Consider the following 23,115-nt stretch of genomic DNA (forward strand, 5'->3'; position numbering starts at 1 on the left):
CGCCCCCGTTACGGGCGTTCACCGGGCCGGGGCCCCCCCTGTCCGGTTTACCCCCCCCGGGCCCCCGCCGACGGAACGTTCCGTCGGCGGGCGCCGTCCATCCACCGATACCCTTGACAGGTGACCGACGCCCAAGAAACCGCAGCAGACAGCCCACTGCGCACCACCGGAGGCGCCCCTCCGGACGACGGCGGAACTTCTGACACGGGGGCGCCGATCCCGTTGCTCGAACCGCGCGAGGGCATTCCGCCCGTGATCACCGACCAGGAGGCCCTCGCGGAGGTGGTCGCCGCCTTCGCCGCCGGCTCCGGTCCCCTCGCCGTCGACGCCGAGCGCGCCTCCGGCTACCGCTACGGCCAGCGCGCCTACCTGGTGCAGCTGCGCCGCCAGGGGGCGGGGACCGCGCTGATCGACCCCGTGGGCTGCCCCGACCTCTCCGGCCTCGGCGAGGCGCTGAGCGGCGTCGAGTGGGTGCTGCACGCGGCGACGCAGGACCTGCCGTGCCTGCGCGAGATAGGCATGGTCCCCAGCCGCCTGTTCGACACCGAGCTGGCCGGCCGTCTCGCCGGTTTCCCGCGCGTCGGCCTCGGCGCGATGGTCGAGAACGTGCTCGGGTTCGTCCTGGAGAAGGGCCACTCCGCCGTCGACTGGTCCACCCGGCCGCTGCCCGAGCCCTGGCTGCGCTACGCGGCCCTCGACGTGGAACTCCTCGTCGACCTGCGCGACGCACTGGAGAAGGAGCTGGACCGGCAGGGCAAGCTCGACTGGGCGTTGCAGGAGTTCGACGCCATTGCCTCCGCGCCGCCGCCCGAGCCCCGCAAGGACCCCTGGCGGCGCACCTCCGGCATGCACAAGGTGCGGCGCAGGCGGCAGCTCGCCGTCGTGCGGGAGCTGTGGCAGACCCGGGACCGGATCGCCCAGCGGCGCGACGTCTCGCCCGGCAAGGTGCTCTCGGACGCCGCCATCGTGCAGGCCGCGCTCGCGCTGCCGCCCAACGTGCACGCCCTCGCCGCGCTGAACGGCTTCGGGCACCGCACGAGCCGGCGCCAGCTGGAGCAGTGGCAGACCGCGGTGGACCGGGCCAGGGCGCTGCCCGAGTCGGCGCTGCCGCAGCAGGGCCAGGCGGTCGCCGGTCCCCCGCCGCCGCGGGCGTGGGCCGACAAGGACCCGGCGGCGGCGCAGCGGCTCTCGGCCGCCCGCACCGCGGTCACCGCGCTCGCCGAGCAGCTCAACCTGCCCCAGGAGAACCTGGTCGCGCCGGACGCGGTGCGGCGGCTGTGCTGGGAGCCGCCGAAGCCGGCCGATCCCGCCGCCGTCGGCGCCGCCCTCGCCGGGTACGGCGCCCGGCCGTGGCAGGTGGAGCAGGCGACGCCGGCGCTGGTCGCCGCGTTGGCCGGCTGCGAGGGCGCCCAGGCGCCGTAGGGGTCTGTGCCCGGGCGGCGCCTGCGGGTGTGCGGGGAGTGCTCGCGCAGTTCCCCGCGCCCCTTTCGATGGAGCGTGCGGCGTCCGTGCTGTTTTCGCGGGCCCCTTCGGGTGTGACGTTCGCCGCTTGGGGCGGGGGGACTGGGCAGTCACATTACCCGCGAGTAGCATGAGCGCTGAGCGCGCGCTCAGCGCCGCGCGTCGCAGCAGTGCCATCCCGCACCCTGGAGGAGAGCCATCGTGCCTCGTACCGTCAGGGACGTCGTCTTCGTCGACGGCGTCCGCACCCCGTTCGGCAAGGCGGGCCCGAAGGGCATCTACCACGAGACCCGCGCCGACGACCTCGTCGTGAAGGCGATCCGGGAGCTGCTGCGCCGCAACCCCGGTCTCGACCCGAACCAGGTCGACGAGGTCGCCATCGCCGCGACCACGCAGATCGGCGACCAGGGCCTGACCATCGGCCGCACCGCCGGCATCCTCGCGGGCCTGCCCACCTCGGTCCCCGGCTACTCGATCGACCGCATGTGCGCGGGCGCGCTGACCGCCGTGACCACGGTGGCCGGCTCCGTCGCCTTCGGCGCGTACGACGTCGCCATCGCGGGCGGTGTCGAGCACATGGGCCGCCACCCGATGGGCGAGGGCGTCGACCCGAACCCGCGGTTCGTCAGCGAGAAGCTGGTCGACGAGTCGGCCCTGTTCATGGGTATGACCGCGGAGAACCTGCACGACCGGTACCCGCAGATCACCAAGGTGCGCGCCGACGAGTACGCGGTCCGCTCGCAGGAGAAGGCCGCCAAGGCCTACGCGAACGGCAGGATCCAGGCCGACCTGGTCCCGATCTCCGTGCGCCGCACCACGCCCGAGGGCGGCGAGATCGGCTGGGGGCTGGTCACGGCCGACGAGCCGATGCGTCCGGGCACCACCATGGAGAACCTGGCGGGCCTCAAGACGCCGTTCCGGGTGCACGGCCGGGTCACCGCGGGCAACGCGGCCGGTCTGAACGACGGCGCCACCGCCTCTGTGATCGCGAGCGAGGAGTTCGCCCGCGAGAACGGCCTGCCCGTCAAGATGCGCCTGGTCTCCTACGCCTTCGCCGGCGTGGAGCCCGAGGTCATGGGCTACGGCCCGATCCCGGCGACGGAGAAGGCGCTGGCCAAGGCCGGCCTGTCCATCTCCGACATCGGCCTGTTCGAGATCAACGAGGCCTTCGCCGTGCAGGTGCTGGCCTTCCTCGACCACTACGGCATCGCGGACGACGACGAGCGCGTCAACCAGTACGGCGGCGCCATCGCCTTCGGTCACCCGCTGGCCTCCTCCGGTGTCCGGCTGATGACGCAGCTGGCCCGCCAGTTCGAGGAGCAGCCGCACGTCCGCTACGGCCTGACCACCATGTGCGTCGGCTTCGGCATGGGCGCGACGGTCATCTGGGAGAACCCGCACTTCGAGAGCGCTGCCGGAGGCGACAAGTGAGCACCACCGCTGAACTCCTGAAGGGCGCGGCCGAGCTGTTCCCCGACGAGGTCGTCACGCAGGCGCACGTGCGCCACTTCGACCTGCCCTTCGGCGCCGGGCGCTTCGCGCTCATCACCCTGGACAACGGCCTGGACCACACCAAGCCGACCACCTTCGGGCCGGCCTCGCTCGCGAACCTGAACACCGCGATCGACCAGGTCGAGAAGGAGGCGGCGGACGGCGCGATCGTCGGCGTCGGCGTCACCGGCAAGCCGTTCATCTTCGCGGTCGGCGCGGACCTGAAGGGCGTGGAGCTGCTCAAGCAGCACGACCACGCGCTGGCCATCGGCAAGGGCGGCCACGAGGTCTTCAAGCGGCTCTCGAAGCTCGCCGTGCCCACCTTCGCGTACTACAACGGCGCGGCGATGGGCGGCGGCGTCGAGGTCGGCCTGCACTGCACCTACCGCACGGTGTCCGCCTCCCTCCCGGCGTTCTCGCTGCCCGAGGTCTTCCTCGGTCTCGTCCCCGGCTGGGGCGGCTGCACCCTGCTGCCGAACCTGATCGGCGCCGACAACGCCGTCACGGTGATCATCGAGAACAGCCTCAACCAGAACCGCCAGCTCAAGGGCGTGCAGGTCTACGAACTCGGCATCGCGGACGCGCTGTTCGAGGGCGCGGACTTCCTGGAGCAGTCGCTGATCTGGACGGCGTCCGTCCTCAAGGGCGAGATCGCCGTGGAGCGCCCGGCACTCGACCGCGGCGAGGGCTGGGACCAGGCCGTCGCGCGCGGCCGGTTCATCGCCGACTCCAAGGTGCACGGCGCGGCCCCGGCCGCCTACCGCGCCCTGGACATCATCGCCGCCGCCAAGGACGGCGACCTCCAGGCCGGTTACGACGCCGAGGACCAGGCCCTGGCGGACCTGATCATGGGCGGCGAACTGCGCGCCGGGATCTACTCGTTCAACCTGGTGCAGAAGCGCGGCAAGCGCCCCGCGGGCGCCCCGGACAAGAACCTGGCCCGCCCGGTCACCAAGGTCGGCGTGGTGGGCGCGGGCCTGATGGCCTCGCAGCTGGCGCTGCTCTTCCTGCGCCGCCTCGAAGTCCCGGTCGTCCTCACGGACATCGACCAGGCGCGCATCGACAAGGGTGTGGGCTACGTCCACGCCGAGATCGACAAGCTGCTGGGCAAGGGCCGGATCGACCAGGACAAGGCCAACCGCCTCAAGGCGCTGGTCACCGGTGTCCTGGACAAGGCCGAGGGCTTCGCGGACGCGGACTTCGTCATCGAGGCCGTGTTCGAGGAGATGGGCGTCAAGCAGCAGGTGTTCACGGAGGTCGAGGCGGTCGCCCCGGCGCACGCGATCCTCGCCACCAACACCTCCTCCCTGTCGGTGACGGAGATGGCGTCGAAGCTGAAGCACCCGGAGCGGGTCGTCGGCTTCCACTTCTTCAACCCGGTCGCGATCCTGCCGCTCCTCGAGATCGTCCGCGGCGAGCAGACGGACGACGCGTCGCTGGCGACGGCGTTCGCGGTGGCCAGGAAGCTGAAGAAGACCGCGGTGCTGGTCAAGGACGCCCCGGCGTTCGTGGTGAACCGCATCCTGACCCGCTTCATGGGCGAGATCCAGAACGTCATCGACGAGGGCACCCCGGTCGAGGTCGCCGAGAAGGCGGTCGAGCCGCTGGGCCTGCCGATGTCCCCGCTGGTCCTGCTCGAACTGGTCGGCCCGGCGATCGGCCTGCACGTCTCGGAGACCCTCAACAGGGCGTTCCCGGAGCGCTTCACGGTCTCCCCGAACCTGAAGGCGGTCGTCGAGGCGGGCAAGCGCGGCTTCTACGTCTACGACAGCGGCAAGCCCGAGCTGGACCCGGAGGTCGCCGCGCTGCTCGAGCAGGGCGACGCCGTCCTGACCGAGGAGCAGGTACGGGCCCGGGTGCTGGACGCGGTCGCGCAGGAGATCGGTCTCATGCTGGAGGAGGGCGTCGTCGCCGAGGCCCAGGACATCGACCTGTGCCTGATCACCGGCGCGGGCTGGCCCTTCCACCTGGGCGGCATCACGCCGTACCTGGACCGTGAGGGCGTCAGCGAGCGCGTCAACGGCAAGCGGTTCCTGGCGCCGGGCGTGGCGTCGGTCCCGGCGTAGCGCACGGCCGCCTGTGCGCGCCCGGCCGCGGCCGGGCGCTGAGCCGGACGCCCGGCCGGACTCTCCCGGCCGGGCGTTCTGCTCGGGCGGGAGAGTCCGGCCCGAAGTCCCCGGGCCGCCTCGCCGTGGGTGACGGGCGGTCAGTCGGGCAGGACGGCGATCGCGTCGGCCACGCGCCGTTCCGTGGGCGCGGCGTTCCACGCGGCGCGCGGACTGTTGCGCAACCGTCCGCGGAACACAGCGGTCGTCGAACCGCCGCCGTCGAGGTTGAGCGCATCGACGGCGCCGAGCGTCCGCAGCAGGCGGGCCGCCTCCCGCGGAGTGGCACCGACACTGGCGCCGCTTCTCCTGCCGTCGATGGTGACCAGCAGCAGCGTTCCGTCGGTGGTGACGCCGGCCGCGGTCCGCGGTTCGCGGCTCGGCCGCAGGAGACGGAGGGAATCCTCGTCGGGCACCCCGTCGCGCAGCAGCCGCGCGCTGCCGCCCACCGCGGTCTCCACCGGCCCGGCCACATCCTGGCCGTCCACAGTGGTGACGCGCATGGACGCGGCCACCCGCGTCCCGGTCCCGGCGTGCGCGCGCAGCCAGTCGGCACCCGTTCCGATCCCGTACAGCACGCTTCCCGCTTCCGGCAGCGGGCCGCCGGCGGGCGAACGCACCGCGAGGACCGTTCCGTTCGCCGAGAGCAGCGCCTCCCGGCTGCCCGGCGGTCCGGCGGGCGTGTCGGTGCCCCATTCCCGGGTGAAGGAGACGACCTCGTCGGCGTCGGTGCACAGCCCGTTGTACGGCGTCCCCCGCAGGCGTCCGGTCGCGGCGATCCTGTCCCCGCCGACGCCGCCGCAGCCGAGGATGCGCCCCGGAGCCCGGTCGACCCCGTCCAGTTCCCGCCCGGCGCCGTCGGCGGCCCGCAGCCGCCCGGTGGTCGACACCTCGGCCACGCGGGCGAGGAGCCGTCCGTGGGCACGGCCGATCAGGAGCGCGGGGCGGCCGGCCAGCGCCTCGCTCAGCACCGTGCCGTGTTCGGCGTACAGGCCGATCGGGTCGCCTTCGTAGCCGGAGTGGTCACGGCCGCCGGCGATGTCGAAGTACGTGCCGTTGACGGCCGCCAGCGCCCCCACCGACTCGGCCAGGTCGCGGACCGTCCGTCCCCGGCTCATGCCGGGCCCCTGGACACCGGTGACCCGGACCCTGGCGTCGGGTGCCACGCTCACGACGCTCAGCCGCACGGGGCTGTCCGCATCCAGCCACCGGGTCAGCTCCCGGTAGCCGAACCCGGCGGGCAGCGGTGGAGCGGACGGCGCCGGGACGGCGGACGCCCGTGCCCCGGCGGTGGTGCCGTCCCGCACCGGATGGGCGCTGCAGGCCGCCGCCAGGGCCAGGCAGAGCGCCGTGGCGGCCAGCGCGTTGCGGCCGGTCTCACCCATAGCCCACCACTGCGCCCGGGGACGCGCCGAAGTCGCCGATGTAGACGGTGACCTCCGACCACACGCGGTGTCCCATCTCGTCCTCGAAGGCGAGTTCGAAGCGGTCGTAGCCGAGATGGACGGGGTCCGCCTGGTAGGTGACGCTGCCGTCGGGCAGGCAGGTGACCGCACCGTGCTGGGCGAGGCTCACCCCCATGAAGCGCAGTCCGGGCGCCTGGGTGTGGCCCGCGGGCAGCGCGGCCTGCCCGCCGGGGTGCACGTTGAGGCTCTGGCCCGGCAGCCAGTGCCGCCGCACCCGGAAACCCGCGTCCGAGATCGCCGCGGACGAGATCAGCCGGTCGCCCTGGGTGGGCACCAGGCCGACGACCACCCGGGGCAGCAGCACCGCGCCCTCCTGCGCGTCGTCCTTGATCTTGAGCAGGCAGGTGACGGTGCGCGGTTCGGCGTCGCTGGCGTAGGTGGCGTAGCGGCCGTTGGCCAGGTGGCTCATGCCGCGGTGGCGGACCATGCGCGCCGCCTGGCCGAGGAAGTCGTCGAGCAGATAGCCGTACGTCCGGTACGCGCCTCCCGTGGGCGTGACGGCCAGGGTGAGCGTGATCGCCTGACCGGGCGCGACCGGCACCGACGGGTCGGCGTCGGCGTACAGCTCCAGCGCGCCGCCGATCTGCGGTGACTGAGGGTGGGCGACCCAGGTGCGGGCGATCGGGTACCAGTCGTTCATGAGGGAACCATCTCTGTCTCGTGTGTCGGGCCCACCCGTGACCTGGTGAGGCGCTCGACCACGCGGTCGTCGGCGAAGGCCACGGCCATCTCCGCGACACGTGTGTCGAGATCGCGGAAGTACTCGGGTGCGAGAAGGCCCTTGGAGCACATCTCACGGGCCACGAACCGGGCGCACTCCACCGCCCCGCGGCCACGCAGGTGCGTGTTGTCGGCCACGCCGCGGGGGTAGTTGGGATGCTCGCCGGGCCTCAGGTGGAGGAAGAGGGCGCGGGTGCCCTCCGGGCCCTGGCGGCGCCACTGGGCGATGCTCCACTCGTTGAGGTCCACGAGGGGCACGGACAGGGCCGCGGCCAGTTCCCGCATGGCCTCGGGATACAGGCCGAGCGGTCGGCCCATGTTGCCGTGCCGGTCGAAGACCCGGCGCTCGTGGGAGGTGACGAAGACGGGGTGGGCGCCGCGGGCTCGGGCGCCGAGGACGTACCGGCGCAGGAAGTGCTGGTAGCCGTGGAAGGGCTCGGTGAAACGGCCCTCGGCCCGCTTCATGTCGATCAGGCCGAAGGAGACCAGCAGCAGATCGTCCCCGGCGATGTTCCGCAGGATCCAGGACAGTCGTCCACGCTCCAGGAAACTGCGCGAACTGGCCCCGGGGCGGGCGGCGTTGACCACCTCGGTGTGGCGCAGGAAGAGCGGCAGCGCCTGTCCCCAGCCGGCCATGGGCGCCATGCTGCGGGGCCGGCCGGCCACCGTGGAGTCGCCGGCGAGGAAGATCCTGGCGCGGGACGTCATCGGCCCCCCGGCCCCTGGTCGTCCCCCGGACGCCCCATCACGAGCGGACCGGGCGGTGGGCCCGGGTCGCCTGCCACGGTGGCGTCCATGCTGTCGATCACCTGGAACGCGCGCTCGCAGTTGCGGGTGTCGCGCAGCACGAAGAACTCCTCGGCGCGCTTGCGGTAGCGCGGCTCGACCTGGAAGTCGCGTTCCATATTGGCGACGATCTCGTCCACCGCGTGGTCGACCGTGGCGCAGGCGGGGCCGAAGCCGTCGCGCGCCAGGTCGAAGTAGCCGCGCTTGTAGTGCTTGTTGTAGAAGGTCTCGTCGTCGAAGTTGGTGTAGACGATCGGCTTGCCCATGTAGGCGACGTCGAAGAAGACCGAGGAGTAGTCGGTCACGAGCATCGAGCACTCGCGCATCGCGAGCTGCACGTCGCGTCCCGTGGTGGAGACCGTGATGGAGGGGTGGTCGATGCGGAAGTGCTTGAGGTAGGGCCGGATCTCGTAGTGCGGCATGAACTCCAGTTCCACGTCGTAGTACTGGAGCGCCTTGAGCAGTCGCTCGTCGCGCAGCAGCGCGGAGAAGAAGCGGTAGTACTCCGAGGCCGCGAACGGGATCTCCGGCTTGGCCGCCTTGTTGTACGACGGGGCGACGATCTCGCGCCGCCAGGTGGGCATGACGAGGATGCGCCGGCGGCCCCGCACCGGCTCCAGGGCGTCGAAGCGCGGCAGGCCGGTGGCCGCGACCCGCTCGTAGCCGTAGCCGCAGTGTTCGGCGTAGTACGCGCGCTCGCTGCGGCCGGTGGTGAGGACCATGTCGACGTTGGTGACCTGCGCGTGGATGGAACGCACGACGTCGTTGTAGACCACGCCGTGCTGCAGGAACACCCGCTTGTAGCGCAGCAGGTCGCCGTACCCGGTGAGGAACGCGCGCTTGGACAGGCCGGGGAAGCCGAGGTAGGCCTCCAGGTCGTAGGCGTTGACGAGCCTGGTGGCGTGCAGCAGGTACACCCGGTACTTCCAGGACAGGCGGTCCAGGACCCGGCCGTGCGGGGCGACTTTGGCCCGGTCCGCGGCGTCACCGTTGATGGCGTAGTAGACCCGGCGCTTCGGCTCGTTCTGCCGGATCCACTTGAACAGGTGGTAGGAGTTGTCCTGTGCGGTGTCTTCCCGCTCGCCGATGATCCAGATGTCCTTGCGCCGCAGCCAGAGGTGGTACAGCCAGTACAGCAGCCGGGTGCGCCAGCCGGGGCGGCCGGGGAGCGCGGACCGCAGCGCGCCGAAGAACCGCTTCGTCCTGTGGGTGGTACGGGGCAGGAGCCCCGCCACCCTGCGTATCGTGATCCGCTCGTCCTCGTCGAGGGCGAGGATCACGGTGGCCCGGCCCGCGCGGTGCACACCCTTGAAGCGGTGCAGCATCTGACGCGCGTCGACCGGGTTGTCCAGGTGCCGGTCGCCGTCGTGGACGCGCAGCACGAGGGTGAGGTCGCGGTTGTTCAGCCCGGCGAAGTCCTCCGGACGGGCGACGGCACGCCAGCCGGAGTACCAGTCCCGTTCCCCGCGGGTGCGCCAGCGGTCGCGCCGGTAGACCTGCTCGACGGCCAGGGCGCGCTCGGTGCGGCCGTCGGTGAGGACGAGTTCGATCCGGTTGGTGAGGACATGGCTGATGTCCACACCGGACAGCACCAGCAGGCCCTCGAAGGTGACCCGGCCGGCGTCGATGTGGCAGGTCTCCAGCACCGTCTTGTGCCGGTCCACGCGCAGCAGCGAGGTGTCGACCCGGTCGGTGGCCAGCCTCCGGTACAGCCCGGTGTCGTCGATGTGCAGACAGGGCCGGTACTCCGGGGCCTGGTGCGGCTCGCAGAACAGGTCGAAGTTCCCGGTCCGCACGGCGTGGTGCTGCAGCCGGGACATCGGGGCCACGGCGTACTGCAGGATCAGGTCGTCCGGGATGCGCAGGTAGACGTCGTGCAGGGTGGGGAAGACACCGGCCAGCTCGGACCGGCTCATGATGCGGTGCAGGTTGCGCAGGTAGGGCTGGAAGGTGCGCACCACGAACCGCTGGGCCAGGCGCGCGGTGCGCGGGTCGAACTTCTCAGCGCGCCCGAGGAGGTGCCGGCACAGCCGCGCCAGTTCCTGCGCCTTGACGGCGTCGTTCCACGGCAGGTCGAACAGCGAGTCGCCGTGTTCCTGGTCGCGTTCGTAGGCGGTGGCCTGCTCGGCGACGGTGACGTGGCGCGCGTGCAGCAGCGCGGGCACGGCCAGCCAGGCGTCCTCGTAGCCCGGCCCGCCGCCGCAGCGCAGCCGCTGCTCGCGCACCAGCCGGGTCCTCAGCAGCTTCGCGCCCAGGCCGGTGGAGAAGACCAGGTACGGGGCGTCCGCCAGACGGGTCACCGCGGCGGCCTGCTTGCCGAAGTACCGCTTCCACGGGGCGTCGGTGTCCCGGCGTGGTCCGGGGAAGTTGTCGCTGTCGCCCACGGCCACGTCCGCCTCGGCGCCACGGGCGGCGCGCAGCAGGTGACTGACGCTGTCCTGGCCGAGGATGTCCCGTGCTCGGGCGAACATGACGTAGGGGGCGCTCACATGGCGCAGACCGTGGTCGAAGGCGGCCCTCATGCCCATGGCGACCTGGGTGACGACCGTGGTGTTCGCGTACCGTGCGGCGAAGGAGGCGAGCCGTGCGGGCGTCGAGTCGGTCGAACCGTCGTCGACGAGGACGACCTGGAGGCGTTCGAAATCCCGCTGGGCGGCCAGTGAGCTGAGGAACTCGTAGAGGTTGTACTCGTCGTTGTGGCAGTGCACGACGACGGCTGCGCCGTAGTTCTCCGAGGGGGAGACGGACTCCGGCAGTTGCCGGTTCGCCCACCACAGCCAGGGGGTGCCGCGGGGATCGGTCTCCTCGCGCTGCTCGCTGGTCTCCTCGCGCAGCGCGAGGTTGCCGCTGACCGTCTCGTAGATCTCGTACGGCACCGAGCCGCCGGTGTAACGCTCGCGTCCGAGGTCGAGGTCGCGCACGCAGACGGTGGTGGTCGCACGCTGTCCGGCGTGCCGTAGCTGCAGGAAGAGGTTCCACACGGCCGGCCGGGCGGCCTTGCCGAGCGTCGCGTCCAGGTCGACGGTGGTGTGGTAGCGGATGAACTCCTCGTCGATCTCCACCCCGGTGACCTTGAACGTGTGGTCGGTCCGGGGGCTGCGGCGGCGCAGTACGGCGGTGAGTTCCACCTTGTCCTTGGGCCGCGCCCGGCCGAACTGGTTGCGGATGTACCCGGTGACGTGCAGGGCGCCGCCCTGGATCTCCACCCGGGTGGCCTGGTTGAACAGGCGGGCGTCGGCCAGTGGGGTGCCGACCAGGTCGAGCTCGGTGACGTCGAGGAAGCGGTCGGCGTCGGGGCGGCCGAGCAGCGAGGCGGACCAGTACACCTTGCCGTCGCGTTCCACCAGGTCGGAACTGAGGACGCTGCGCCGCTGCGTGTAGTCGGCCACGGACAGCGCCACGTCGACCCTGCCGTGCATCAGCCCGTAGGCCCGCACCCGCTCCAGGGGCCCGCACAGGTCGTAGGCCTCGGCTGGAAGCGAACGCAGGTACGGGCCGGTCGTGCGGACGAAGCCCTCCCGGAAGGCGTCGTCACCGGCGCGCAGTTCGGGGGTGTAGAGCCTGAGGTCGTGCGAGAGGAACTTGGCCGCCTTGTGCGCGACGAGCTGCTGCGCACCGTGGCGGACGAGGTAGTCGTCGGCCCACTGGTGGACCAGCACCCGGTCGCGGATGCTGCGCAGTTCGCCGCGCCGGTTGGTGATGGACGGCGTGTCCGTGTCCCGCTCCCACATCCAGCGGTACACGGGGGCGGCGAGCAGGGTGACGGTCCGGGCGCACAGGCCCGCGACCGTGGAGAAGTACGTGTCCTCGAAGTAGACGCCCTCGGGGAAGCGGATGCCGTGGTGGTGCAGGAAGTCGACGCGGTACAGCTTGGCCGCGGCGATCGGATCGTCGAAGAGTTCGGGCGCCGCGGTGAGGCCGCCCCGGATCGTGCGGTCGCTGCCGTACAGCTGCGGCTGCCAGACCGTCGTCTCGTCCTTGCCGAGGTTCACCCTCAGGGCCCGGCCCGCCGTGATCTCGGCGCCGGTGGCGAGGGCGGAGGCGAGGAGCACCTCGCAGGCCTTGTGGGGCAGTTCGTCGTCGGCGTCGAGGAACATCAGGTACTGCCCGAGGGCGTACTCGATACCGTTGTTGCGGGGCGCCCCGACGCCACCGCTGTTCTGCGGGCGGGGGACGACCCGTACGCGTCCGTCCTTGTCGGAGTAGCCCTGGGCGAGGGCGAGGGTGCCGTCGGTGGAGGCGTCGTCCACGACGAGCACGTCCAGGTTGCGGTGCGTCTGGTTCAGGACCGAGCGCAGGGCCCGGTCCAAGGTGGCACTCGCGTTGTAGGCGGCGATCACGACCGTGACGGTGTACGCGGCCGGGTCGGCGTGGGCAGCGGTGTCGCCGTACCCGGGGGCGGCCGGGTGCGGGACGAGGGCGCCATGGGCGTCGGTGCCGGGCGGCATGGTCATCTCCAGTGCCCCTCCTGGTCGGACCAGTCGATCCGGACCTGGCGCAGGGGCATGGTCTCGGTGAACACCGGCTGCGGCTGGGGGTAGGGCTTGAAGCCGGGGTCGTCGTCCGGCTCGGGTGCCTGGAAGCGCTCGTCGGCGAGCAGGGCCTGGGCGGCACGGCGCTGGCGGTGGCGGCCCCGGTGCAGGTGCTCGGCGATGGTTCCGGCCGAGGCCGGCGCCGGGCTCAGTTCCTCCATGACGCGGGTGAAGTCCCGGGTGGAGAGCCAGAACTTGTACATGATGACCAGTTCGAACAGGAGCAGGAGGGCGGCCGAGACCGCGGTGGTCCACAGGATCCGGCCGATGAGCGGGCCGATGATGAAGATGAACATCTGGAACTCGATGCCGCTGATGAGGTGCGGTCGGATACGGGTGCGCAGCATGGCCCGCCGGATCCGGGTGTACCAGGGGAACTGGCCGCGGAACTGCTCGTGCAGGTCGACCACGTTGGCCGCTCCGGCCTCGGCGCGCAGGGATTCGGCGGTGGAGCCGGGGTTCTCGCGCAGCAGGTCCTCCATGAAGACCAGGGGCGAGCCCTCGGCCCGGAAGGCCTGCTCGGCGCGCTCCGCCTCCGCACGCTCCTGGGTGACCTTCTCGATCTTCGTCCGCATCGACATGCGCATCTTGTAGACCTGCAGCGCGTCGACGTAGCGCAGCATGTCGAGGAAGACCACCCCCAGGGCGGCCAGGAGGAAGCGCTCGTCGTCGGTGCGCAGGAACTGGCCGCCCATCAGGGCCAGTGCGCAGAACAGCACGCGGATGCGGTCGAAGACGTAGTCGAGCCAGCCACCGAACACCGTGCCGTTGCCCTTGAGCCGGGCGAGCTTTCCGTCGATGCAGTCGAGGATGAAGCTCAGGTGGTACAGCAGGGCACCGATGAGCAGGGACTTCTGGTCGCCCTTCAGGAAGAAGCCGGCGGAGCCGAGGCCGATGAACAGGGCGGCCCAGGTGACCCGGTTGGGCGTGATGAACCTGAAGCGGGCCACCACGAGGAGCATCCTGGTCGCCACGGGATCGACCAGGAAGACGGTCCACCAGGCATCGCGCTTCTTGCAGGTCAGTTTTTGGACAGCCCGCAGCGACAGCTTGGCCATAACCCCTCAGACAGGAACGAGACAGGACGGAGTGCCCCGCGGCACCGCGCCTGCCCCAGGGAGCCCGTGAGGGGCCCGCCCGTTGCACAGGACCATCACATGAGCGGCCTGAACTTTAACCAACGCTTCAACTACCTGTCGACCAAATCTTACCTGGCCCTAACAGCGACTTTGATCACAAATTTTCGTTACAACCTTTTGTTAGTTTCGCATTTCGGAAACTGTGCACTCTTTCGGACAGTCAATCGGTTGTTTCAGACCAGTTTTGGCGCACTGAACCCCAGGCCGCCCGCTCCCGCCCGGTGCTCGGCCACCAGCAGACCTCCCCCGGGCGCCGGCGTCGCGACGGCGAGCAGCCCCCTGCGGCTCACCGCCGCGGCCGGCGCCCCGTAGGAGTTCGGCCACAAGTCCTGCCACCACACCCCCGCGTCGGGCCTGCCCACCGGGTGCGCCCCCACGGCGCACCGCCCGTCCGCACCGCCGCGGGCCAGGACCGTGTACGGCCAGCCGTCCAGGTGCACCCCCGCGACCGCTGCCACCGGGCCCGTCCCGTCGGCGTCACCGAGCGGCAGCGGGTGGGCCCCGCCCGAACGCCAGACGCAGGCCTCGCCGGTCCGCAGGTCGCGAAAGAGCACGGCGCCGGGCTCGGCCCCCGGAGCCAGGGAGCCGGGCCGAGGGGCGAACGGCGGTGTGCGGTCCTCGGCCCACTCACCGTCCGGCCCCAGGTACCGGCGGACCACTCCCGCCGCGTCCCGCGCCCGCCCGTACACCTCGACTCCGCCGTACGGAGTGGACACGGCGACGAGTTCGTCGGCGACCCGGGCTCCGCCCAGGTGCCGCCACGGGGTGAGCCCGCCGTCGGCCGTCCGGCAGCGGTAGCTGATGCTGTGCCCGAAGTTGCGCACGAAGACGAAGAGGTTGCCGGCGGCGTCGAACGCCGCCGCGGGAAAGCCGACTTCGCGCCCCTTGCGCCAGGCACCCGCGTTCGGGCCGCCCAGCGACTCCCAGGGGGTCGGCGGGTCGGACGTACGGTACTGGGCCGCGTGGACGACGTCGACGTCCACCGCGCCGTCGGCGCGGACGGTCCTCGCCAGCGTGAACAGGTGCGGCAGTCCGGCCGGATCGGGCACCACCAGCAGTCCCGGCACGACGTCCGCGCCCTCCACGGCTTCCGGGCCGCTCCAGCCGCCGCCCGGCACCCGCTGGAAGCGGCGCACGACGCCGGCGGCCGTCGGGACGAACGCGCTCAGGCGCCCGTCGAAGCCCGCCCACAGCCAGTTCGCCGGCGCCGGATGACGCCGGCAGGCGGCGGCGCCCAGCCGGGGGTCGGCGCGCTCGCGGTGGCAGTCGACGGACACCGGCCGCCCGGTCTCCCGCTGCAGGGTCCGCGCCGCGGCGAGGGCCTGTGCGGCAGCGACGGCGTGTGCGGCCGGAACGCCGTACGACGGCTCGCCGCTCTCCTGGTCGAAGGCGGTGTGCACGGGGTCCGGGTCCAGTGTGTGCACCCGGTCCGGGGCCACGGCCCGCAACTCGTCGAGCAGGGCGGGAAACGCCTGCGCACCCTCCCCCCGCACCACCCTGACGCCGCCGAGGAGACGACAGCCACGGTCCTCGGCCGAGGCGAGGGCGCGGTCCAGCGCCGTACGGGCGTCTTTCTCCCCGCCCCGCAGGCTTACCACCGCCACTTCGGCGCCCGGGGGTTGCAGTGCGAGCAGCGGCACCGCGTCCCCGGGTTCCGCGACGACGACGGCGACCGTGTACGCGCCCGCCCTCCCGGCCTCCTCGACGGCCGCCTGCGCACGCTCGGGCCTGCGGGTCACGCCTTCACTCCCCTCGGCACCGGAGTCCGCCCCGGCACGCTCATATGCGGATCCAGTCGCCCAGGACCAGTCCCGGATCGCCGGTCTGCCGGGCCAGCGCGAGTTCACCGTCCGTGGTCACGACGAGCACCACGACGCGTCCCTGGGCGTCCCGGGCCAGCGCGGGATCTCCCAGGCAGGCGACGCCCGTCTCGGTCCACCACACCCCGCCGCGTTCGTCCTCGGCGGGGCAGACACCGAGCACGACCCCGCCGTCCGCGGCACGGTGGGCCAGGACCGTGCACGGATGCCCGTCCAGCAGGGTCGCCAGCGCCGCGTGGCGCCCGTCGCCCGGGTCGCCGCCCAGGGGTACGGGCCACTCACCGGCGCGTACGGCGACGATGCCCCCGTTGTGCACGTCCGTGAGGTACCAGGTGATCCGGCCCGCCGACGTCTCCAGCCCGGTCACGGACCCGGGCAGCGCGGCCACCGGAAAGTCCTGGCCGCGCTCCGGCGCCGCGCCCGGCGCGCCCTGACACCACGTCATGAGCCCGGCCCGCCCGGGTGCCAGGAGTTCGACGCGGCCGGTGGAAGCGACCGCGGCGGCGGGAGTGTCCAGGGCGGCGCTCGCTCCCAGGTCCAGCCACCGCTCCCAGCGCCCGTTGGCGTCCTCGCGCCGCAGTGCGATGCGGCCGTCGGCCGTGGGAGCGAAGACGTGCAGCGCGCCCGCCGTGTCCACCGCGGCGGCCGGTACGCCGGGCAGTTGCTGCGACTTCGCGGTCTGCGGACTGCCGACCTCCCGCCACTCGCTCATCGGCCGGCCCGCCTGGTACTGGATGGCGTAGACGAAGTCGACGGCGAGGCGGCCGTCATGGCCCTCGCGTACCCGGCGGCCCAGCAGGTGCGCGTAGCGATTGCCGCCCTGGGCCACCACGAGCCGGGTGACGTCCGGTGCGGGCACGACGTCCGGCCCCAGCCATTCCGGGTCGCCGGGGCGTCCTTGCGTCCAGCGCAGAACGGCCTGGTCCACCAGCGCGTAGACCAGGAGGCGGCCGTCGTGACCGGGCAACAGCCAGGGCCCCGACCGTACTTCGGGAGACCGGCCGGACACCTGCCCCGGCCCCCGGCCCCCGGCCCCCTGTTCCCCTCGTCCGTGGTCACGCACGGTTCCGACCCGCATGGTCCTGCTACGCCCTTCCCCATCCGTGATCCGTCATGTGCGCGATCCGCATACTATTTGTTGCCTGGACGTTTACAAATGCGCCCTATTCCATACAGGATCAGTCACCTCTGGCCTATAGTGCGGCATCGATCGTGCAAAGTACGGACCGGTAGCTCCCCCCACCCGAGTCCCAGCCACACGCCAGTGCCCTGCGGGGCCATGACCGACGAGGACTCGAACCAGGATGAGCCATGTCTCGACGCCCCAGCACCGCGACCCCGAGGCGCCGTCCCGGCGCCGCGGCGGCAGAGACCGTGACCGTTCCAAGCGCAGGCACCGCGGCAGGAACGTCCTCATCGCCCTGGGCGTGCTCGTCGTGGCCCTCGGCGGCACCGGCTACTGGCTCTACAGCGACCTCAACGGCAACATCCAGGGGGTCGACATCGACAAGGCCCTCGGTGACGACCGGCCGCAGAAACTGCCCACCTCCGGCCAGAACGTCCTGATCCTCGGCTCCGACTCGCGGGCCGGCGCCAACGCGGGCCTGAACACCGGCCACGTCTCCGGCGCCCGCTCCGACACCGCGCTGGTGATGCACATACCCGAGGGCCGCACCAAGGCGGTCGGCATCAGCATTCCCCGGGACACGCTGGTCACCCGGCCCGAGTGCACGAAGGCCGACGGCACGACGGTGGCCTCCGCGAAGCGTGTGATGTTCAACTCCATCTACTCCCAGGTCGGTCCGGCCTGCGTGGTCAAGACCGTGGAGAAGATGTCCGGCATCCGGATGGACCACTACATGGAGATCGACTTCGCCGGCTTCAAGGGGCTGGTGGACGCGATAGGCGGGGTGACGGTCACCACCGACAAGGACATCCACGACTCCTCCAGCGGCCTGGACCTGCCCGCCGGCACCCATCGGCTGGACGGCACGCAGGCACTCCAGTTCGTCCGCACCCGGCACGGCATCGGCGACGGCAGCGACCTCGGCCGCATCGGCCTGCAGCAGCAGTTCATGCTGGCCCTGCTGAGCGAGGTCAAGAAGCAGGACCTGCTGGGCAGCCCCACCAAGACCTACAAGATCGCCGACAAGCTCACGGCCGCCCTCACCACCGACTCCGACCTGGCCTCGCTGACGAAGCTCGCCGATTTCAGCCGCAGCCTGAAGGGCGTCGACCCTTCCACCATGGAAACCATCATGCTGCCGGTGGCGTACGACAAGATCGACCCCAACCGGGTGGTGCCCGCCGAGCCGCAGGACTCGCAGCTGTGGAAGGCGCTCCGCTCGGACAGCAAGATCCCGGCGTCGGCCAAGAAGTCCCCGGCGACCGGGGGCTGACCCCCGGCGGCGACGGGCAGGCCGAGCCCGCTCCTCCCCCGGCGGCGACGGGCAGGCCGAGCCCGCTCCTCCCCCGGCGGCGACGGGCAGGCCGAGCCCGCTCCTCCCCCGGCGGCGACGGGGAGGCCTAGCCCGCTCCTCCTCCGTCGGCAGGCAGACACGATGCCACGTCAAGTGGCCTCGGCCCAGGCGGGTTTCACGAGGGCCGACGAGCACCGGCGGGCCCGCACGCCGGAGTGGCCCGGCAGCGTGCTCGCCGCGTTCGCAGGTGGGTCCACCCTCGCGGACGACGCCGACCCGGCCACGGCAGGCATCCGCGCGCTTTGGGCTGCACCGGCTCCGTGGAGCGGTACGCGGCCGACCTGACGGTCCCGGCCGGACAGGAGCGACGGGCGGTCCTGTCCGCGAAGGGACCGGTGGACGGGCGGGCGTACGACACCGGTCGGCACCACGCACCTCGCGCAGTACATCCAGCCGGACAACGGCTCGTCCCAGGCACTCGCCCGCGTCGACCGGTGGGCCCGTGGCCTGCCGGTCGGCCCGGGCGGTGTCCTCGACGCCGGCCCGCGGTACGCGGCGCTCGACCCCGTCCGGGCCGCTCTGCCCGGCACCGGGCGCTTCGCCGAGGCCGACGAGGACGACCGGGACTGCCTCCCCGCCGACCGCCTGGCCCGCGCCGCCGACGGGTGCCGCTCGGGCGAGCCGACCGTGGACATCGCCGGGGCACCGGAACAGTCCGGCCATCTCTCCCGCACGGCGGGCGCCTTCCACGGCGTCCGCGCCCACGCCGTGGATCCGGGACTGTCCGGCCACAAGCCGCTGCGCGGTGCCGCCCGCGCCGAGCCCCGTCCCGGATCGCGGATGCCGGAAGACCTCACCGGCGACGGGCGGCCCGACCTCCTCGCGGTGACGGAACGAGGGCGATCCGCGGCTGTACCCGGGCGGGGCCGGCAGTGGATCCTGCGGCCCGCCCGAACCGCCCCGCCGGCGCGGGCCGCCCGCCGTGCGACCCTGGCCCCATGGATCAGACCCCTCCCCTGCTGGTGATCGTCGACGGTGCCAACGTCGTCGGGTCGGTGCCCGACGGCTGGTGGCGGGACCGGAAGGGGGCCGCCGAGCGGCTGCGGGACCGGCTGGCGGCGGCCGGGGTGCCGCGGGTCGCCCAGCGGGCGGAGATCGTGCTGGTGGTCGAGGGCGCGGCCCGCCACGTGGCCGCCGTGACCGGCGTACGCGTCGAGGCCGCGCCCGGCAGCGGGGACGACCTCGTCGTCGAACTCGTGGCGCGGGCCGACCAACGTCCCGTCGTGGTCGTCACGGCCGACCGTGAGCTGCGCCGGCGCGTCACAGCGCTGGGCGCGGAGGTCACGGGCCCGCGCTCCGTACGCGACTGAGCCCCCGCGGCGCGCCGTCACCGCGCCCGGCGGCGGCACGGCGCCGCTGCGCCGGGGCGGGCCGTGCGGAATCCGGGCCCGGTCGGTCACACGGCGCTGCCCGGCGGCGTAGCCGCCCCGTCGGCCGCGGCGGCCTTCTCCCGCTGCGCCAGGCGGCTGTGGGAGCGGCCGTAGAGGAAGTAGACGACGAAGCCGATCGCCATCCAGATGGCGAACCGGACCCAGGTCTCGGCGGGCAGGTTGAGCATCAGCCACAGGGAGGCGCAGACCGAGAGGACGGGGACGACCGGCACCCAGGGGGTGCGGAAGGCGCGGGGCAGGTCGGGGCGGGTGTTGCGCAGGATGATCACGCTGATCGCGACGACGACGAAGGCGAAGAGCGTGCCGATGTTCACCAGTTCGGCCAGGACGCTCAGGCTGGTGAAGCCCGCCACGACGGCGATGACGACGCCGAGCAGGATCGTCGGGCGGTAGGGGGTGCGGAAGCGCGGGTGGGTGTGCGAGAAGAAGCGGGGCAGCAGTCCGTCGCGGCTCATCGCGAAGAACACCCGGGCCTGGCCCAGGAGCAGGATCATGCACACCGTGGTCAGGCCTACGGCGGCGCCGAAGCTGATCAGGCCGGCGAACCAGGGGTGGCCGGTGGACTTGAACGCGTCGGCGAGCGGCGCGTCCACGGACAGCAGGTTGTACTTCTGCATGCCGGTCACGACGATCGACACGCCTACGTACAGCGCGGTGCAGATGATCAGGGAGCCGAGGATGCCGCGCGGCACGTCGCGCTGGGGGTTGCGGGTCTCCTCGGCGGCCGTGGCGACGACGTCGAAGCCGATGAAGGCGAAGAAGACGACGGAGGCGGCGGTGAAGATGCCCATGAGGCCGAAGTTCGAGGGCGCCCAGCCGACCATGAGCTGGATGAGCGGGGCCTTGAGGCTGCTGCCGGCGGGCACCGGCTGCGGTTTCGGGACGAACGGGTGGTAGTTGGCGCCCTTGACGAAGAACGCGCCCGCGATGATCACGACGAGCACGACGGCCACCTTGACGGCGACGACCACGGTGGTGACCCGTGCGGAGAGCTTCATGCCGACGACGAGGATGGCGGTGAGGACCAGGACCAGCGCGGCGGCCAGGATGTCGAAGCCGAACCCGGAGGCGCCGTCCCGGCCGCCGAGGTACGCGGGCAGGTGCCAGCCCGCGTTGTCGAGCAGCGAGTGGATGTAGCCGGACCAGCCGACGGACACCACCGCCGTGCCGAGGGCGAGTTCCAGGACCAGGTCCCAGCCGATGATCCAGGCGGGGAACTCGCCGAGCGAGGCGTAGGAGAAGGTGTACGCCGATCCGGCGACCGGCACGGCGGAGGCGAACTCGGCGTAGCAGAGCGCGGCGAGGGCGCAGACCACGCCGGCGACGACGAAGGAGAGCGCCACGGCGGGGCCCGCGGTGTTCCTGGCGGCCGTGCCGGTGAGGACGAAGATGCCGGTGCCGATGATGACGCCGACGCCGAAGACGGTCAGGTCGAGGGCGGACAGGGACTTCCGCAGCGCGTGCTCGGGTTCCTCGGTGTCCTTGATCGACTGCTCGACGTTCTTCGTCCTGAACAGCGAATTGCTCACGGGCCTACCTCCCACGCTTGTCGCCTCGACCTGGCTCGACGTGATCGAGAGGGCTGGGGACGCGTATGCCCCGGCACTGGCAGGTTCACGCAGAAGGACCGGTTCCGCCACCCGTAGGAGGGGGCGGAACCGGTCCTTTCCGGACGTGGGCCCGGGGGCCGGCCGGTTCAGTCGCGCGCGGGCTGCACCGCCGCGTCCACCTCGGCGGCCGTCCGGGAGAAGCGGCCGTCCAGCTGCGAGACGAGGCCGGTCACCTGACGGGCGATGTCGGGCGCGGTCAGGCCGATCTCCGCCATGACCTCGGCACGCGAGGCGTGGTCGAGGAAGCGCGGCGGGATGCCGAAGTCGCGCAGCGGCACGTCCACGCCGGCGTCGCGCAGCGCCTGGGCGACGGTCGAGCCGACACCGCCGACGCGGGAGTTGTCCTCGACGGTGACGACCACGCGGTGCCGTTCTGCCAGCGGGGCCATGGCCTCGTCGACGGGCTTGACCCAGCGCGGGTCGACCACGGTCGTGGAGATGCCCTGTTTGTCCAGGAGGGCCGCGATCTCCAGGCACATCGGGGCGAGCGCGCCGACGGAGACGAGGAGGACGTCCGGGGTGTCGGTGCCGGGCTCGCGCAGCACGTCCATGCCGCCGACGCGGCCCACGGCCGGTACGGCGGGGCCGACGGCGCCCTTGGAGAAGCGGACCACGGTGGGCGCGTCGTCGACCTGTACGGCCTCGCGCAGCTGGGCGCGGACCTGGTCGGCATCGCGCGGGGCGGCCAGCCTGAGGCCCGGCACGACCTGGAGGATCGACATGTCCCACATGCCGTTGTGGGAGGCGCCGTCGGTGCCGGTGACACCGGCCCGGTCCAGGACGAAGGTGACACCGCACTTGTGCAGGGCGACGTCCATCAGCACCTGGTCGAAGGCGCGGTTGAGAAAGGTGGCGTACACGGCGAAGACGGGGTGCACGCCGGCGTGGGCGAGGCCGGCCGCGGAGACGGCACCGTGCTGCTCGGCGATGCCGACGTCGTAGACCCGGTCGGGGAAGGCCTTGGCGAACTTGTCCAGGCCGACCGGCTGGAGCATGGCCGCGGTGATGGCGACGATGTCCTCGCGCTCCTTGCCGAGCTTCACCATCTCCTCGCCGAAGACGGAGGTCCAGTCGGCACCGGAGGCGGCGATCGGCAGCCCGGTGTCCGGGTGGATCTTGCCGACGGCGTGGAAGCGGTCGGCCTCGTCCTGGAGCGCGGGCTGGTAGCCGCGGCCCTTCTCGGTGAGGCAGTGCACGATGACCGGGCCGCCGAAGCGCTTGGCGCGGGTGAGCGCGGACTCCAGTGCCTCGATGTCGTGGCCGTCGATCGGGCCGACGTACTTCAGGCCCAGGTCCTCGAACATGCCCTGCGGGGCGATGAAGTCCTTCAGTCCCTTCTTGGCGCCGTGCAGCGTCTCGTACAGCGGCCTGCCGACGACCGGGGTGCGCTCCAGGACCTCGCGGGTGCGGGCGAGGAAGCGCTCGTAGCCGTCGGTGGTGCGCAGGGTGGCGAGGTGGTTGGCGAGGCCGCCGATGGTGGGCGCGTAGGAGCGCTCGTTGTCGTTGACGACGATGACGAGCGGGCGGTCCTTGGCGGCGGCGATGTTGTTCAGCGCCTCCCAGGCCATGCCGCCGGTGAGGGCGCCGTCGCCGATGACGGCGGCGACGTGGGCGTCGCGCTGGAGGATCTGGTTGCCCTTGGCGATGCCGTCGGCCCAGCCGAGGACCGTGGAGGCGTGGCTGTTCTCGATGACGTCGTGCTCGGACTCGCCCTGCGAGGGGTAGCCGGACAGGCCGCCCTTCATCTTCAGCTTCGAGAAGTCCTGGCGGCCGGTGAGCAGCTTGTGCACGTAGGACTGGTGGCCGGTGTCCCACAGCACCTTGTCCTTGGGCGAGTGGAAGACCCGGTGCAGGGCGATGGTCAGCTCCACCACACCGAGGTTGGGGCCGAGGTGACCGCCGGTCTTGGACACGGCGTCGACCAGGAAGGTCCGGATCTCCTGCGCCAGCTGGTCCAGCTCCTCCATGCTGAGCCGGTCCAGATCGCGCGGTCCCCTGATGCGGGTCAGCAGCGGCACCCGTGCCTCCTTGCAGTAGAGCTGATCGAGCTGTTGCCGGGCTTGTCGAGTCTAATGTTCCGCCTGGGCGCCCCGTGGCCGGGCGGTGGGTCATAG

At 72.1% G+C, this 23,115-nt stretch carries 14 protein-coding genes; 5 read left to right on the plus strand and 9 right to left on the minus strand.

Annotated features, from left to right (window positions below):
* The first annotated feature begins 120 nt into the window (after positions 1-120).
* The 3 genes from ACFC02_RS25115 (at position 121) to ACFC02_RS25125 (ending at position 5,018) form a co-directional block, all read left to right on the plus strand.
* Positions 121-1,422: a ribonuclease D gene (locus ACFC02_RS25115; protein WP_376361473.1), complete on the plus strand. Its 1,302-nt coding sequence runs from the start codon at positions 121-123 to the stop codon at positions 1,420-1,422.
* Positions 1,423-1,662: 240 nt separating this feature from the next.
* Entirely contained in the window at positions 1,663-2,892 is a 1,230-nt protein-coding gene (locus tag ACFC02_RS25120; RefSeq protein WP_376361475.1) for a thiolase family protein, read from the plus strand.
* Positions 2,889-5,018, plus strand: a complete 2,130-nt coding sequence (locus ACFC02_RS25125; RefSeq protein WP_376361478.1) for a 3-hydroxyacyl-CoA dehydrogenase NAD-binding domain-containing protein — start codon at positions 2,889-2,891, stop codon at positions 5,016-5,018. Before ACFC02_RS25120 ends, ACFC02_RS25125 begins: the two co-directional genes overlap by 4 nt.
* Positions 5,019-5,158: 140 nt before the next feature.
* Here the strand turns inward: ACFC02_RS25125 and ACFC02_RS25130 are convergent, their stop codons facing one another.
* The 7 genes from ACFC02_RS25130 to ACFC02_RS25160 form a co-directional block, all read right to left on the minus strand.
* Positions 5,159-6,442: a phosphodiester glycosidase family protein gene (locus ACFC02_RS25130; RefSeq protein ID WP_376361481.1), complete on the minus strand. Its 1,284-nt coding sequence runs from the start codon at positions 6,440-6,442 to the stop codon at positions 5,159-5,161.
* Complete coding sequence (locus ACFC02_RS25135; protein WP_376361484.1) at positions 6,435-7,163, minus strand: hypothetical protein; 729 nt, start codon at positions 7,161-7,163, stop codon at positions 6,435-6,437. Before ACFC02_RS25135 ends, ACFC02_RS25130 begins: the two co-directional genes overlap by 8 nt.
* Positions 7,160-7,951, minus strand: a complete 792-nt coding sequence (locus ACFC02_RS25140) for a rhamnogalacturonan acetylesterase (protein ID WP_376361487.1) — start codon at positions 7,949-7,951, stop codon at positions 7,160-7,162. Before ACFC02_RS25140 ends, ACFC02_RS25135 begins: the two co-directional genes overlap by 4 nt.
* Complete coding sequence (locus tag ACFC02_RS25145) at positions 7,948-12,483, minus strand: glycosyltransferase (protein WP_376361490.1); 4,536 nt, start codon at positions 12,481-12,483, stop codon at positions 7,948-7,950. The genes ACFC02_RS25140 and ACFC02_RS25145 overlap by 4 nt, the downstream gene beginning before the upstream one ends.
* The gene (locus ACFC02_RS25150) at positions 12,480-13,619 is read right to left on the minus strand and encodes a CDP-alcohol phosphatidyltransferase family protein (RefSeq protein ID WP_376361493.1); all 1,140 of its coding nucleotides are present in this window, start codon (positions 13,617-13,619) and stop codon (positions 12,480-12,482) included. The genes ACFC02_RS25145 and ACFC02_RS25150 overlap by 4 nt, the downstream gene beginning before the upstream one ends.
* A gap of 254 nt (positions 13,620-13,873) precedes the next feature.
* The gene (locus ACFC02_RS25155) at positions 13,874-15,439 is read right to left on the minus strand and encodes a hypothetical protein (protein WP_376361495.1); all 1,566 of its coding nucleotides are present in this window, start codon (positions 15,437-15,439) and stop codon (positions 13,874-13,876) included.
* Between the two features lie 40 nt (positions 15,440-15,479).
* On the minus strand, positions 15,480-16,487 hold the full coding sequence (locus ACFC02_RS25160; RefSeq protein ID WP_376361498.1) for a hypothetical protein: 1,008 nt from the start codon (positions 16,485-16,487) through the stop codon (positions 15,480-15,482).
* Positions 16,488-16,824: 337 nt separating this feature from the next.
* On the opposite strand from ACFC02_RS25160, the gene ACFC02_RS25165 reads away from it, so the two are divergent.
* On the plus strand, positions 16,825-17,919 hold the full coding sequence (locus ACFC02_RS25165) for an LCP family protein (RefSeq protein WP_376361501.1): 1,095 nt from the start codon (positions 16,825-16,827) through the stop codon (positions 17,917-17,919).
* A 1,019-nt stretch (positions 17,920-18,938) separates the two neighbouring features.
* Positions 18,939-19,310, plus strand: a complete 372-nt coding sequence (locus ACFC02_RS25170) for an NTP pyrophosphohydrolase (protein WP_376361504.1) — start codon at positions 18,939-18,941, stop codon at positions 19,308-19,310.
* Between the two features lie 86 nt (positions 19,311-19,396).
* On the opposite strand, the gene ACFC02_RS25175 is transcribed toward ACFC02_RS25170, so the two are convergent.
* Both ACFC02_RS25175 and dxs read right to left on the minus strand, forming a co-directional pair.
* On the minus strand, positions 19,397-20,920 hold the full coding sequence (locus ACFC02_RS25175; protein WP_376361506.1) for an amino acid permease: 1,524 nt from the start codon (positions 20,918-20,920) through the stop codon (positions 19,397-19,399).
* 167 nt (positions 20,921-21,087) lie between these two features.
* On the minus strand, positions 21,088-23,019 hold the full coding sequence (gene dxs, locus ACFC02_RS25180) for a 1-deoxy-D-xylulose-5-phosphate synthase (protein ID WP_376361509.1): 1,932 nt from the start codon (positions 23,017-23,019) through the stop codon (positions 21,088-21,090).
* Positions 23,020-23,115 lie beyond the last annotated feature (96 nt).

This window comes from Streptomyces sp. NPDC056160 (genome assembly GCF_042268205.1).
Lineage (GTDB): Bacteria > Actinomycetota > Actinomycetes > Streptomycetales > Streptomycetaceae > Streptomyces.